The organism is Streptomyces sp. NPDC094032 (genome assembly GCF_040303965.1).
Classification (GTDB): Bacteria; Actinomycetota; Actinomycetes; order Streptomycetales; family Streptomycetaceae; genus Streptomyces.
Genome location: NZ_JBEOUE010000007.1, coordinates 170,013 through 184,161 on the forward strand (window position 1 = coordinate 170,013; position 14,149 = coordinate 184,161).

11 protein-coding genes are annotated in these 14,149 nt (G+C 73.4%); 2 read left to right on the plus strand and 9 right to left on the minus strand.

The annotated features are described in order from the left end of the window. Positions 1-4: 4 nt before the first annotated feature. The 3 genes from ABTZ54_RS13235 to ABTZ54_RS13245 are packed head-to-tail and all read right to left on the minus strand — an operon-like array spanning position 5 to position 4,914. The gene (locus tag ABTZ54_RS13235; RefSeq protein WP_351661262.1) at positions 5-1,279 is read right to left on the minus strand and encodes a polysialyltransferase family glycosyltransferase; all 1,275 of its coding nucleotides are present in this window, start codon (positions 1,277-1,279) and stop codon (positions 5-7) included. A 2-nt stretch (positions 1,280-1,281) separates the two neighbouring features. Continuing rightward, positions 1,282-2,247 (minus strand): glycosyltransferase family 2 protein, encoded by a 966-nt coding sequence (locus tag ABTZ54_RS13240; protein WP_351661264.1) that lies wholly within the window; start codon positions 2,245-2,247, stop codon positions 1,282-1,284. Between the two features lie 48 nt (positions 2,248-2,295). Then, positions 2,296-4,914 (minus strand): YfhO family protein, encoded by a 2,619-nt coding sequence (locus tag ABTZ54_RS13245; RefSeq protein WP_351661266.1) that lies wholly within the window; start codon positions 4,912-4,914, stop codon positions 2,296-2,298. Positions 4,915-5,195: 281 nt separating this feature from the next. On the opposite strand from ABTZ54_RS13245, the gene ABTZ54_RS13250 reads away from it, so the two are divergent. Continuing rightward, positions 5,196-6,206 (plus strand): GlxA family transcriptional regulator, encoded by a 1,011-nt coding sequence (locus tag ABTZ54_RS13250; protein ID WP_351661268.1) that lies wholly within the window; start codon positions 5,196-5,198, stop codon positions 6,204-6,206. A 19-nt stretch (positions 6,207-6,225) separates the two neighbouring features. Here the strand turns inward: ABTZ54_RS13250 and ABTZ54_RS13255 are convergent, their stop codons facing one another. From ABTZ54_RS13255 to ABTZ54_RS13270, 4 genes are all read right to left on the minus strand, one after another. Beyond that, the gene (locus ABTZ54_RS13255) at positions 6,226-6,873 is read right to left on the minus strand and encodes a thymidine kinase (RefSeq protein ID WP_351661270.1); all 648 of its coding nucleotides are present in this window, start codon (positions 6,871-6,873) and stop codon (positions 6,226-6,228) included. A gap of 86 nt (positions 6,874-6,959) precedes the next feature. After that, complete coding sequence (locus ABTZ54_RS13260) at positions 6,960-8,165, minus strand: alkaline phosphatase family protein (RefSeq protein WP_351661273.1); 1,206 nt, start codon at positions 8,163-8,165, stop codon at positions 6,960-6,962. Next, positions 8,165-8,758 (minus strand): DUF5998 family protein, encoded by a 594-nt coding sequence (locus ABTZ54_RS13265; RefSeq protein WP_351661276.1) that lies wholly within the window; start codon positions 8,756-8,758, stop codon positions 8,165-8,167. The genes ABTZ54_RS13260 and ABTZ54_RS13265 overlap by 1 nt, the downstream gene beginning before the upstream one ends. 150 nt (positions 8,759-8,908) lie before the next feature. Continuing rightward, positions 8,909-11,857, minus strand: a complete 2,949-nt coding sequence (locus ABTZ54_RS13270) for a bifunctional acetate--CoA ligase family protein/GNAT family N-acetyltransferase (RefSeq protein WP_351661279.1) — start codon at positions 11,855-11,857, stop codon at positions 8,909-8,911. Between the two features lie 175 nt (positions 11,858-12,032). Between ABTZ54_RS13270 and ABTZ54_RS13275 the strand changes: the two genes are divergently transcribed. Further along, positions 12,033-12,314 (plus strand): HPr family phosphocarrier protein, encoded by a 282-nt coding sequence (locus ABTZ54_RS13275; RefSeq protein WP_046910823.1) that lies wholly within the window; start codon positions 12,033-12,035, stop codon positions 12,312-12,314. A 215-nt stretch (positions 12,315-12,529) separates the two neighbouring features. Here the strand turns inward: ABTZ54_RS13275 and ABTZ54_RS13280 are convergent, their stop codons facing one another. Continuing rightward, entirely contained in the window at positions 12,530-13,213 is a 684-nt protein-coding gene (locus ABTZ54_RS13280) for a GntR family transcriptional regulator (RefSeq protein ID WP_351661282.1), read from the minus strand. Between the two features lie 160 nt (positions 13,214-13,373). Further along, a complete protein-coding gene (locus ABTZ54_RS13285; RefSeq protein WP_351661285.1) occupies positions 13,374-14,144 on the minus strand; it encodes a M23 family metallopeptidase in 771 nt (256 codons plus the stop codon). Between the last annotated feature and the right edge of the window lie 5 nt (positions 14,145-14,149).

A 14,149-nucleotide genomic window follows, 5' to 3' on the forward strand; every position in this document is an offset into this window, starting at 1 on the left:
CGCCCTAGCGCCCGGCGGGCACCTTCAGGCCGAGCTCCGCCAGCCGCTCCGCCGGGAAGTGGAGCTCCTCGCCCCGCTCCTCCACGTACCGGACCGCCTCGCCCCGCAGCCCCGGGTGCGCGGTCGGGCGCATGCAGTAGCCGACCGCGCGGACCAGAGGGGCGAGGGTGTTGGGTGCGGCGCCGGGTACGCGGGGGGCGGATCCGCTCTCCAGGTCGGGCACGAGATGGTCGACGACCGTCAGGGGGATGCGGTTGCTGTTCTCGTACGGGGTGAGCCGGGCCAGGACGGTCTCCGTGCCCACGCGGGCGACGGGGACGCGGTAGTAGACGGCGGCGGTCAGCATCGCGGTGGAGAAGCAGCCGACGACGAGCTCGGGCCGGCAGCGCTCGTAGAAGGTCTCGGCGAGCAGGGGCCCGTCCAGGACGGTGAGGGTGACGCCCGCGCGGGCGGCCTCCTCGTGCAGGGCCTGGGTGTGGCGCACGGGGGCGGTCGGGTGGGGCTTGAAGACGACGCTGCGGTGCCCGGCGGCCGCGGCACCGCGCAGCATGCGTGCGTGCAGCTCCTCCTCCTCGTCGGCGGTGAGGATGCCGAGGACGGCGAGGTACTGCCCGAGCAGCAGGGCGGTGGGCCCGGCGGCGGCCGCGGCGGCGAGCCCGGTGTCGTCGGCGGCCGCCTCGGCGATCTCCCGGAGCACCGCGCGGAAGGCCTCGTCGGGGACCAGCTCGGCCCCGACCCCGTACTCCGTGAGCAGCAGCGGGCGCAGTCCCGGCACCAGGTCGAGATGGAGGACGCCCTGGACGCGGCAGGCAATGGACTGGGGCAGGTCGTCGCGGGTCGGGCCGTAGCTCATGAGCCCGTCGGCGTAGACCCGCACGCCGCTCTCGGCGAAGACGGCGGCGAGCGCCTTGGCGGGGTTGACCTGGATCGACTCGACGACGAGCTCGACGGTGGCGGCGCCGAGCCCCCAGGCGGTGCGCAGGACCCGCTGCCAGAGGGGGGACTCCTCGGGGCGGGGCGACCAGGAGCTGGGGTGGTGCGGGTGGATCGCCTCGTTCCAGTCGACGGTCTCGTCGAAGCGGGCCGCGATCCGGTCGTAGCCGGTCATGGCGTCGAGCCGGAGGGCGGTCTCGGGGATCTCGGCGTTGTTCGAGACGAGCAGGACACGGCGGGCGTCGCCCGGGGCGCCGAACTGCCCGGCGTCGATCGCGGCGGCCACCGTGGCGGCCCCGTACAGCGTCGACACCTGGAAGATCTGGACTCGGTCGGTGGTCGACATGGTCAGGCGGCCTTTCCGGTGTCGCGCAGGCTCCTCAGGAGGGTGCCGCGAGTCGAATCCATCGACGCGAGGGTTTCGTCGAGGACCTGTCGCGGCATCCGGCGCAGGGCGTCGGTGACGTCGCGCCGCAGCCGCTTGGCCACGGCCGACTCGTACTGGTCGGACTTCGCCATGTGGAAGGCGATCATCGCGCAGTAGGTGCGCACGGCCTTCGGGAGGAAGCGGTCGGCGTCTCGGTCCCGGGAGACCTCGTCGAGCAGGAGGTCGTAGGAGGGGATGAAGTCCAGCTGCCGGTTGTCGGTGATCTGGGTGAGCGAGGTGGTGACTCCGCGCCGGTAGAAGACGCCGTGCAGGGAGAGCGCCGCATAGGTGCGGGCGGTGAGGTGCAGCCGCCAGATCCAGAGGCGGTCCTCGGCGGTCCGCAGTGTCGTCTCGAATCGCGAGGCGCCGTTCTCGAAGAGGCGGGCGCTGTAGATGCCGAACGGGACGAACGGGTAGTCGACCATCGTCACCATGCTGGCGGGGGCGATTCCGTCCCGGGGGTCCATGACGGTGTCGCGCGCCTTCGCCGGGGCGTAGCGGATCTGGCGGTTGCGGGCGGTCGACAGGACGTGGTCGGTACGGGCGAAGTCGCAGCCCAGGCGGTGGATCCCGGCCGTCATGGCGGCCAGGTGCCCGGGGGCGTACCAGTCGTCGCCGTCGAGGAAGGTGAGGTAGTCGCCGGTGGCGGCGTCGATTCCGGTGTTTCGGGCCTGGGCGACACCGAGGTTGGTCTCGTGGCGGATGACCCTGGCCTGCGGGATGCGGTCCTTCCAGCGGTCGAGGAGGTCGGGCGTCTCGTCCGTGGAATGGTCGTCGATCAGCAGGAACTCGGTGTCCGCGTCCGCGTTGTCCGCGAGACTGCGCAGGGTGTCGGGGGCGTAGGGACCGACATTGTGGAAGGGCACGACGACGGACAGTTTCGGCACTCGGAGATCCCCAACTCGCGTACTCGCGTACAGGTACTGGCGGGCAGACTAGACAGCGCTTTTCTCGGCCGGACGAGCCTCGTGTGCACGGGCGGTGAACTCTTGCCGTCCTGCCGGTTCGCGGGTACGGCGGCGGCTGAGCCACGCGGTGGCCAGGAGGGCGGCGAGGGCCGTCGCGCCGACCGCGCCGCCCAGCCGCAGGCCGGGCGGCCGGAAGGAGCAGGTCACAGACGTGGCCCGGCCGTCGAGAGGGACGGCGAGGAGACCGAGGCGGCTACGGGCGGGCTCCAGGGGCGCGTCCCCGGCGGCACAGCGCCAGCCGGAGACACGGGGCACGGCGAGGACGGCGGTGCCGGTGCTGCCGGACGGCAGGTCGGCGGTGAGGGTGTGGCCGGTGGTGCGGACGTCGGTCGCGCCGGTGGCGGTGAGCCGCTGTACGGCGCTGGTGAGGCGTTCCCGCACGAGGCAGCCGACGGGGTGCTCGGGCAGCTTGAGCCGGGGCCTGGCCCCGGCCTCGGGCGTGAGGTCGACGCGGACCTCGCCGGTGTCCGGGACGGTGCCGAGCGGCCGCATGGGCGCGAGCACGGACGGCAACTTGCCGGCGAAGCCGACGGACGGGCGGCCGTCGAGGGCGGCGCCGCCCTGGTATTCGGGGGCCCAGAACCAGACCTGGGAGCCCACCGGGCAGCGCGCGGTGAGCGTGGTGCCGTCGCGACGGGCGTCCGGCACGTCGTACACGGTGTGGCCGAGGAGCCGTTCCTGGCGGACGAAGGCGGAGTCGGCGTCCGCCTCGGGCGGAGTCTCCGGGTGGACGGTGACGAGCGGCGGCACGGGGGTGTCGGTGACGGTGATCGTGGCCCTGGGGCGTCGGTCGACGGCGAGGGGGGCCTCGGGGGTCGAGCGCATCCGGGTGCCGATCGAGAAGATCGCGTCGGTGACGGGGTTGTCGAGGCTGACGGGGTGCCGGCCCTTGGCGTAGTAGCCGAAGCCGAGGCCGGCGAGGGTGCGGGAGTACGTGTCGGCGGTGAGGCTGCTGTAGTACTCGGCGCCCTGGCCGCCGACGAGGAGGACGTCGTTGCCGCCGGGGACCTCGCCGGGGTCGGTGCGGTGGCGCGGCCAGGCGTCCTTCTCGGCGACGGCGCGGGCCATGTCGGTGTGCCAGGGGCCGACCCGGGGCGCCCAGGAGACCTTCGCCAGCTGCTGTTCCTCGATGCGCTTGCCGGTGACCAGGGTCTCGCCCGCCTGCGCGGCGAGCAGCAGCAGGACGGCGAGCGCGGGCAGGACCCTTCCGGTGCGGCGTCCGGCGCACAGGGCGGCCGTGGCCGCGAGCACCGCGAGCGTGGCGGCCCCGGCGACGGCGGGGTAGGTCCAGCGGTCGATGTCGGCGCTGCCGCGCGCGGCCCAGGCGGCGCCCGCGAGCAGCGCGCCGCCGCCGAGGAGCGCCGCCGGCCGGGGCGTTCCCTGGGCTGTCGAGAGCCAGGCGGCGATCAGCAGCAGCCCACAGAGGACGAAGGTCTGACGGTACGGAATGCCGTTGGGCGAGGCTCCGGCGTGCCAGAGGAGATGGGTCGGCTCCCATTGCAGGGAGAGGGTGACCAGGACGATCGCGGCCGTCCACCCGGCGCGTACGCGGGCGGCGACCGCGCCGTTGAAGGGCAGCGTGAGGGCGAGCGCCAGGGCGGGCGTGCCGATGAACAGGGCAGGGGTGGCCACGCTCGCCGTGGCGGGCAGCAGCCGGGCGAGGACGTCGGTCCAGGCCGCGGGGGCGAAGGCGGTGGGCGGGGTGGGGTCGGCGACCCTGGTGGCGAGGAAGACGACCACGACGAGCGGGGCGGCGAGACCGACGCCGATGAGCACGCTGCGGACGGCCCTGAGCAGGGCGGCGAGGCGGGTGGTGGCTGTGGTGCTGGTGGTGCCAGTAGTGCCAGTAGTGCCGGTGGTCCCGGTGGTGCCCGTCCCGCTCCCGGTCTCGTCCGCCGTCAGGAGGCGTACGGCGAGGACGACGGCGGCGCCGATCGTCGCCATGTACGCGGTGTAGAAGTTGGCGAACCAGGCGAGGGCCACCACCAGCGGCCCGAGCACCGGCCGGCGTCCGCGCCTGGCCCACTCCCCCACCAGGCACAGCAGCGGGAAGGCCGCGAGCCCGTCCAGCCACATCGGCACGGTGGCGCCGTAGTTGAAGGTCCAGCCGGAGAGCGCGTAGGCGGTGCCGAGCACCGCCGCCACCGGCCAGGGGCCGCGGCGCAGCGTGAGCAGCAGGGCCGCCATGCCCGCCGCCGCGGTCGCGATCTTGGCGACGGTGACGACGTACAGGGCGAGTTCGGGCCGGTCGGCGGGGAAGAGGAGGACGAGCAGGTCGAAGGGGCTGCTCAGGTAGGTGCCGAAGTCGCCGAGGAAGTTGGCCCCGAAACCCGACGTCCAGTTGAGGAAGAGGTCACCGGGGGTCTCGCCGAGGAGCAACCGCCGCCAGTACGCGTGGAACGGCAGGTACTGCTGTCCCAGGTCGACGATGTTGCGGGTCCTGGATCCGAACGGGTAGCTGCCCGCGAGCGCTCCGGCGAGGCAGAAGAGCAGGCCGGTGAGGAGGGCCGCTCCGGCCGCCGCCCGGAGCCTCGGCCGGGACCTCGGCCGGGACGGGGAGGGCTCGGTCTCGGCAGCGGGTGACACACGTCCTCCAGGGGCGGTTGGGCCGGGCGGGTGATCGTCGTAGAGACGCATTACCGCCGAGGCGCACGACCCCCGACCGAGCGGGAGGAGGTCCCCGGGCGCACCTCAGGTGAACAGCCGGTGCCCGCGGCCGCCCGCCGCGCGACCGTCGCTCCGTGGCCACCGGCCTCATGCGATGTCAGTGGCGTCCCCTAGCATGCGGATTCGGACATCACATGGCCCGTGACATCACATCGCCCATGGGTCATGGCCCATGGCCCGCACACCGGACGGAGTCCCCCATGAGCGCCTCCGAACGGCTCGTCGTCATCGTTCTCTTCGAGGGCGTCGACCTGCTCGACGTCACCGGGCCGCCGGAGGTGTTCGCCCTGCTGCGGCGCGAGACCGACGACGCGGCGGGCTATCGGGTGCTGCTCGCCGCCGGGACGACGGACCCGGTCACCACCTCCGCCGGGGTGCGGGTCCTCCCGGACGTCACCTTCGAGGAGGTGGCCGCGCGTCCCATCGACACCCTCCTGGTGCCCGGTTCGGTCGAGGTCGACGACCGGCGCCGGGTCCGCGCCCTGGTCGACCCGGTCGTCGTCGACTGGGTGCGGAAGCTGGCCGGGCGGACCCGGCGGGTGACCTCGGTCTGCGTCGGGGCGCACATCCTCGCCGCCGCCGGCCTCCTGGACGGCAGGCGTGCCACCACCCACTGGTCGACCGCGCAGCAGCTGGCCGCCGACCATCCGGCGGTCGAGGTCGACGCCGACCCGATCTTCATCCGCGACGGCGACGTGTGGACGGGCGCGGGCATCAGCTCCTGCCTCGACCTGGCGCTCGCCCTGGTCGCCGACGACTTCGGCGAGACGACGGCGCTGCGGGTCGCCCGCCAGCTCGTGATGTATCTGAAGCGGCCCAGCGGCCAGAGCCAGTTCAGCGTCCCCCTCGAACCGGTCTCCACCACCCGCCGGATCGAGGACCTGCGTCACCACATCACGCGCCACCTCGGCGGGCCGCTCACCCTCGCGGACCTCGCCGCGGCCGCCCACATCAGCGAGCGGCAGCTCACCCGGATCTTCAAGGCCGAGCTGGGTACGACTCCGAGCGCGTACGTCGAGTCGGCGCGGGTGGAGCGGGCGCGCCACGAGCTGGAGTCCACCGACGCCACTCTGGAACGGATCACGTCCCTCTGCGGGTTCGGGACGACGGACACGCTGATACGGGCCTTCCGCCGACGCCTCGACACGACGCCGATGGAGTACCGGCGCCGCTTCCGTGCCGTCCCCGACCAGATCGGGTCCGGGACGTAGCGCCGGGGCGGGCGGGGGCTCAGACCTGCGGGACCGGCAGGACGTCCGGGGAGAGGGCGGCCGCGCGGGCCGAGGCGGCCGTCATCCGGCGCCGGTGGTGGCGGCGGCAGAGCACCTCGTAGCCGACCTGGTCCCCCGCGTTGACGTCGCCGACGACGACCTGCGCGCCCTCGACGACCATCTCGCCGCCGATGGTGCGGGCGTTGTGGGTGGCGCGGGCGCCGCACCAGCACAGGGCCTCGACCTGGAGGACCTCGACCCGGTCGGCGAGCTCGACGAGCCGCTGCGAGCCCGGGAACAGCTTGGACCGGAAGTCGGTGGTGATACCAAAGGCGAAGACGTCGAGTTCGAGGTCGTCGACGACCCGGGCGAGCTGGTCGATCTGCTCGGGCGCGAGGAACTGGGCCTCGTCGGCGATGACGTAGTCGCAGCGCCCGCCCTTCGACAGGTGGGTGACGAGGTACGCGTAGAAGTCGAAGCCCTCGGCCGCCTCGACGGCGTCGGTGACCAGGCCGAGGCGGGAGGAGAGCTTGCCCTCGCCGGCCCGGTCGTCCCGGGTGAAGATCATGCCCTGGAGTCCGCGGGCGGACCGGTTGTGTTCGATCTGAAGAGCGAGGGTGCTCTTTCCGCAGTCCATCGTTCCGGAGAAGAACACCAGCTCGGGCATGGGAGGTCGGGGACCTTTCGGGTCAGGGGAGTGACGAGTGCGGACAGGGGTGGGGACGGGTGGTCCGGCCGGCGCGCGGCCGAGCCTCAGGAGCGTACTTCCAGCAGCGGGACGAATTGTTCCGCCGGGGTCATCGACCCGTGCATGCCCACCATGGCGGACTCGTTCGGCTCGTTGACGGAGGCCGTGATGGCGAGGTCGTCCTGGGCCGCGGCGACCACGTCGCCGATACGCCCGTACACCCGCTCGTCGACCTGGTCGCCGAACCAGCCGAGCGCGATGGCCTCGTCCCGGCTCGCCACCCAGAACCGGTCGCCGAGGACCTCGCTCCAGCAGGTGAGGACGTCGGACTCGGCGCCCGGGACGGCGTAGACATGCCGGGCGCGGCCCTCGCCGCCGAGGAGGGCGACGCCGGCGCGCAGCTCCCAGTCCTCGTCGAAGTCGATCCGGTGGTCCTCGTCGAAGGGGATGTCGACCATGCCGTGGTCGGCGGTGACATAGAGCGCGGAACGCGACGGGAGCTGCTCGGCGAGGCGCTGGACGAGCCGGTCGACACACATCAGCTGGCCGCGCCAGGCGTCGGAGTCGATGCCGAAGCGGTGTCCGGCGCCGTCGAGCTCGCTGTAGTACGTGTAGACGAGCGAGCGGTCCCCGGCGCCCAGCTGCTCGGCGGCGAAGTCCATCCGCTCCTCGCCGGAGAGCCTGCCGTGGAACGTGCCGCCGCTCAGCGCGATCTTGGTGAGCGGGGTGTCCTGGAATATCGGCGAGGAGACCTGGGCCGTGTGGATCCCGGCCTCGTGGGCGAGCTGGAAGACCGTGGGGTACGGCTGCCAGGCGCGCGGCGCGGTCCAGGGCTTCCAGCGGAGCTGGTTCATCAGCTCGCCGGTCCCCGGGTTGCGCACGGTGTAGCCGGGCAGGCCGTGCTCGCCGGGGAAGCGGCCGGTGCCGACCGAGGCGAGCGAGGTCGCCGTGGTGGCCGGGAAGCCCGCGGTGAGCGGACGACCGGTGCCGCCGCGCGAGCTCCCGAGCAGCGAGGTGAGGTACGGGGCCTCGTCCGGATGGGCCTTGATCTGCTCCCAGCCGAGCCCGTCGATGAGGAAGACGCAGTTGCGGTCGGCGGGCGCGAGCTCGGCGATCCGGGGCTCGCAGCCGGGCACGCCCTGTCCGGAGACGAGCGTCGGCAGCAGGTCGCCGAGGGAACCGCTGCCGTACTCGGGGAGCGGCGCGGTGGCGGGGTCGAGCGGAACGGGGTCGTCCGGCCACCCCTGGGCGACGGCCGTGGGCTGGGCCATCAGCGGCTGACCGCGGTGTCCGCGGTGGCCTCGGAGAGCGCCTGGGCGAAGGCCAGGGTCTGGCGGACGGTGTCCGGGCCGTCGCCGGCGTCGCTGACGCGCAGGCTGAGGTCGTCGGCGGTGGAGTTGCCGGTGTAGCCGTGGTCGGCGTCGCAGTTGGGGTCGCCGCAGGCGGCGGGCTCCAGGTCGATCCGGGAGACGGCGCCCCAGCCGATGGTCAGGACGACCTCGCGGGGCAGCGTGCCCGGGGTGTACGACTCCGGGTTGGCGACGACGCGGCTGACGACGATCGAGGAGATCCGCTCCAGCTTGACCGACTCGGTGGAGGTCGTCGCGTACGGCGTCGGGGAGCTGGTGTCGGCGGCCTGCTCGTCGGTGTGGCTGACGATGAAGCGGTTGGCCGTCAGGACGAGGACGGTGACATGGCGGCGGACCTCGTTCGCGTCGAAGGTGGTCTCCTGGTGGACCACGTACGAGGAGACGGCCTCGCCGCCGACGGCGGACTCCACCGCCTCGGCCACGAGGGCCGGGTAATAGCCACTGCGCTCGATCGCCGCGCGCAGCCCCTGGGTCGTCGTACCGCTCTTTGCCATGGACTCCATCCTAATCCGTGCGCAAGGACGGCTTGGCCGATTGTGAATGGGGTCGGGACGTTCGAGAACGCCGAGGCTGTGACATCTGCCTCCCTCCGGGCCGGCGAGGCCTTCCCTCCTCCTTGCGCGAGGCTCGTCGGACCGGTCGTGTCACTGGTAGCTCGGCAGGCGCCGGGGGCCGAGGTCGGTGCGGGGCGGGGGCGGGGCGAGGCGGACGGTGGCGCCGAGGACGGAGAGGCCGCGGGGGGCGACGACGACCGGTTCGAGGGAGATGGCGACGACCTCGGGGTGGTCGTCGACCAGCCGGGAGACCCGCAGCAGCAGCTCTTCGAGGGCCGGGGTGTCGACGGGGGCGGAGCCGCGCCAGCCGAACAGGAGCGGGGCGGTGCGGATCGAGCGGACGAGCTCGGCGGCGTCCCGGTCGGTGGCGGGGACGAGCCGGTGGGACATGTCGCCGAGCAGCTCGGAGGCGGCTCCGGCGAGGCCGAAGGAGAGGACGGCGCCGACGGCGGGGTCGATGGCCGCGCGTACGACGGTGTCGACCCCGCGCGGGACCATCGCCTGGACGACCGGCTGGAGCTCCTCGGGCTTGCCGAGGGTCTCGGTGATCTCGGCGTACGCGGTACGGAGCTGCTCCTCGGTCGCCAGGTCGAGCCGTACGCCGCCGAGGTCGGGGCGGTGGCGCAGGTGCGGTGCGGTGGTCTTGAGGGCGACGGGGAAGCCGAGCCGGGCGGCGGCGCGGACGGCCTCGTCGGGGGTGGGCGCGGGGAGGGTGGGCCGCACGCCGATCCCGTACCGGCCGAGCAGCTCGCCCGTCTCCGCGCAGCCGAGGGTCACCCCGCGCGGGTCGGCGCCCTCCTCGCCGAGCGCTCGCCGGATGAGGCCGGCGGCCCCGGTCTCGTCGATGGTGTCGAACTCGGGCACCCGCCCGGGATCGGCGGCGGCCTGGCGTCGCCACTGCGCGTACCGCACGGACTCCGCGAGGGCCCGGACGGCCCGCTCGGCGGCGGGGTAGGCGGGGATGGGGCGGGTGGCGGGCGGATCGGAGGGGGTAGAGGGGTCGGGTTGTTCGCTGTGCCGGGGCTGTGCGTCCCCTTGCCCCGGGGACGCCGGTTGCGCGGGCTCGTGCGCGGTGGGGTGCTTCGCGTCGGGCGTCCCGGGCGCGCGGGACGGCGGTGCGGTCCGGCCGGTCGGGCGGGTGCGGGTCGCCTCCGCGAGGGCCTCGGCCAGGGCGCCCATCTCCACATGGACGACGACCACGGGCTTGGCCGCGCCCGAAGCGCCCGAAGCGCCCGAAGCGTCCGCGACGGCGGAGCGCAGGGCGGCGGCCAGGACCTCGCCGTCGCCGGACTCGGTGGCGCCGTTCTCCCCGACCCAGGGGATCGCGGTGACCACCACGGCGTCGCAGGCGTCGTCCGCGAGGGCGGCGGCGAGCGCGGTGCGGAAGTCGGCGGGGGTGGCCGCGGTCGTCAGGTCGAGGGGCCGCAGCGGGCGCAGGCCCTCGGTGAGGCAGGCGTCGTAGGTGAGCAGCCCGAGGGACTCGGAGTTGCCGAGGATGGCGACACGGGGTCCGGCGGGCAGCGGCTGGTCCGCGAGGAGGAGGCCCGCGTCGACGAGCTCGGTGACGGTGTCGACCCGGATGACACCGGCCTGCCGCAGCAGCGCGGAGACGGTGGCGTGCGGGATACGGGTGACGGGGACGCGGTGGCCGGGCGGGGCGCTGCCGCTGTGGCGGGCGCCCTTGACGACCACGACGGGCTTGACCGCGGCGGTGCGGCGGGCGAGCCGGGTGAATTTGCGCGGGTTGCCGATCGACTCCAGGTAGAGGAGGACGACGTCGGTCGCGGGGTCGTCGTACCAGTGCTGGAGGAGATCGTTGCCGGAGACGTCCGCCCGGTTGCCGGCGGAGAGGAAGGAGGAGAGTCCGGCGCCGCGCCGGTGCAGCCCGGCGAGCACGGCGATGCCGATGGCGCCGGACTGGGTGAAGAGCCCGATGCGCCCGGCGGCAGGCATCTGCGGGGCCAGGGAGGCGTTCAGCCGTACGGACTCGGCCGTATTGATGATTCCGAAGGCGTTGGGACCGATGATCCGCATGCCGTACGAGCGGGCCTGGCGGACCAGCGCGCGCTGGCGCTCGCGCCCCTCGCTCCCGCTCTCGGCGTATCCGGCCGAGAGCACGACCAGGCCCCGCACCCCGTGCTCGCCGCAGTCGGCGACGGCGTCGGGGACCCGTTCGGCGGGGACGGCGACGACGGCGAGGTCGACGTCCTCGCCGATGTCGGCGACGCTGCGGAAGGCGGGCACGCCCTCCAGCTCGTGCCGCCCCTCCCCCAGGGCGCTGTTCACGGCGTGGACCCGTCCGGTGTAGCCGGCGTCGAGGAGGTTGCGCAGCACGGTCCTGCCGACCCCGCCGGGGGCGCGGCCCACGCCGATCACGGCGACCGAGCCGGGGGCGAGCAGCCGCTGCACGGACCGGGCCTCGGCGCGCTGCTCTCGCGCGCGCTGGACGGCGAGCGAGCGGTCGGTGGGCTCCAGGTCGAGGTGGAGGCGGACGGAACCGTCCTCGAAGCTGCGCTTCTGGGTGTAGCCGGCGTCCGTGAAGACCTTGATCATCTTGGTGTTCGCGGGCAGCACCTCGGCGACGAAGCGCCGGATGCCGCGCTCCCGCGCGACCGCCGCGATGTGCTCCAGGAGGGCGGAGGCGACCCCGCGCCCCTGGTGCGCGTCCTGGACGAGGAAGGCGACCTCGGCCTCGTCGGCCGGGGCGGACGCCGGGCGCCCCAGGGCGTTGATGCGGTCGTAGCGCACGGTGGCGATGAAGTCCCCGCCCACCGTGGCGGCGAGCCCCACCCGGTCCACGAAGTCGTGGTGGGTGAAGCGGTGCACGTCCTTGGCGGACAGCCTCGGGTAGGGCGCGAAGAAGCGGTAGTACTTGGATTCGTCCGAGACCTGCTCGTAGAAGCTGACCAGCCGTTCGGCGTCGTCGGCGGTGATCGGCCGGATGCGCGCGGTGCCGCCGTCACGGAGGACCACGTCCGCTTCCCAGTGGTCGGGATACGCGTGTTCCGGCTGTTCGGACTGTTCCGACGCGCTCTGCATGGGGCAAGACTACGGCCGGGGTACGACAGCGGCACCGGTCGCGCGGCGGGTGCCCGCCGGGCAAGGTAGGGAGGGCCTAATGGCCGCCCCCAAAGGGGCCGAAGGTCGGTACGAGCACGACGCCGCCCGTGAGAGACTGGTCTAGACAACCGCTGAAAGTTGAAGGGCAACCACCATGGCTGAGCGCCGCGTCAACGTCGGCTGGGCCGAGGGCCTGCACGCCCGCCCCGCCTCCATCTTCGTCCGTGCCGCAACGGCCGCCGGCGTCCCCGTGACGATCGCCAAGGCCGACGGCAACCCGGTCAACGCCGCGTCCATGCTCGCGGTGCTCGGCCTGGGCGCCCAGGGCGGCGAGGAGATCGTGCTCGCTTCGGACGCCGATGGCGCCGAGGCCGCGCTCGACCGCCTGGCGAAGCTGGTGGCCGAGGGTCTCGAGGAGCTCCCCGAGACCGTCTGACCCGTCTCCTCCCCGACGACGGATCGCGAAGGGCCGCACCTGCCGGAATTCCGGCCGGCGCGGCCCTTTTCGCATATGCGGCAGCGGGAAGAATAGCGGCGATGCATTCGGGCGATCGAAATCCGGGCAACAGCCATCAAGGGAAGCCAGGAATTCTGGCACGCCCCATCAAGAGGCAGCCCCGAATTCCCCGCCTCTTTTATAAGGCGCCCCCGTTAATTCCGCCGACCCGCGGTGTTGACGGCATGTTGCGAAACCCTCACACGCGTACGCTCCGGCCGCCGCGGCCGGTGCAGCGGCAGGGCGCGCTCCACGTGCAGGGCGGTCAGGGCGCGGGCCCGTTCGGCGTCCCCGCGCGCGACGGCGTCGACGATGGCCCCGTGCTCGGCCCAGGCCTCCACGGGCCGCGCGGTCGGCTCGACCGCGTACATCCAGGCGATCTTGTGCCGCAGCTGGGTGAGGAGCGCGGTGAGCGGCGGGCTGCCGGAGGCCTGGGCGAGCGTCTCGTGGAACCAGGCGCCGAGCGAGCTCAGGTCGTCGCCCTGGCCGCGCCTGGCCCGGTCCTGCCCCAGCCTGACCAGCCCGCGCAGCACCTTGAGGTGGGCCTCGGTGCGGCGCTGGGCGGCGCGGGCGGCCCCCAGCGGCTCCAGCAGGGTCCGGACGTCGAGCAGGTCGGCCGCCTCCCGCTCGGTGGGCTCGGCGACATGGGCGCCGGCGTGGCGGCGGGTGACCACGAAGCCCTCGGACTCCAGGGTGCGCAGCGCCTCGCGGACCGGGACGCGGGAGACCCCGTAACGGCGGGCGAGCTGTTCCTCCGTCAGCCGGGCGCCCCGCTCGAAGACACCGGAGACGATGTCGTCCCGGATCGCCGTGCATACCGAGTGCGCGGGAACACGCATGTCCGACCTCCGTATTTGATCCGCGCGGAACACCGTCGGGTGACGCCCGTCCGGCGACTCTATTGCAGGTCGCCGGAATTTCCGATGCCACCCGGTCATACGGACACAAAAAAGAAGCCCCGGCTCGAACGAGCCGGGGCTTCTTCACGGAATGCACACGTCAGACGTTGACCCCGCGAGCGCGGAGGTAGGAGACCGGGTTGATGTCCGATCCGTACTCGGCGGTGGTACGCGCCTCGAAGTGGAGGTGCGGTCCGGTCGAGTTGCCGGAGGAGCCGGAGATGCCGATCCGGTCGCCGGGGGTGACCGTCTGGCCGACGGAGACGCCGATCGAGGAGAGGTGGCCGTACTGGGTGTACGTGCCGTCGTTCATCCGGATGACGATGTTGTTGCCGTACGCGCCGCCCCAGCCGGCCTCGACGACGGTGCCGGAGCCGACGGAGACGACCGTGGTGCCGTAGGCGGCGTGGAAGTCGATGCCGGAGTGGTGGCCTGAGGACCAGAGCGAGCCGCCGGTCTTGTAGCCGGTGCTCACGTACGAGCCGGCGACGGGGAGCTGGAAGGAGTTCAGGCGCTTGCGCTCGGCCTCGCGGGCGGCACGCTCCCGCTCGGCGCGGACCTCCTTGGCGCGGGCCTCGGCCTTGCGCTTCGCCTCGGCGGCGGCCTTCTCCCGGGCGGCGGTCTCGACCGCCTCCTTCTCCTGGGCGGCGGCCTGGGCGTCGACCCGGTCCGCGAGGGAGTCGGCGGTGATCACCTGGGTGAGGCCGGTGTCCTCCGGGGAGGCGGGCTCCGTGTCGGCGGCGAGCGCCGGGGAGGCCAGGGTGCCGATCACGCCGGTCGTCGCGAGGGTCGCCACACCGGCGATTCCCACTCCGCGGCGCGCCAGACGGCTCGGTCCACGATGCTTCCCGGTGGCACGGGTGAACGCCATGTAGT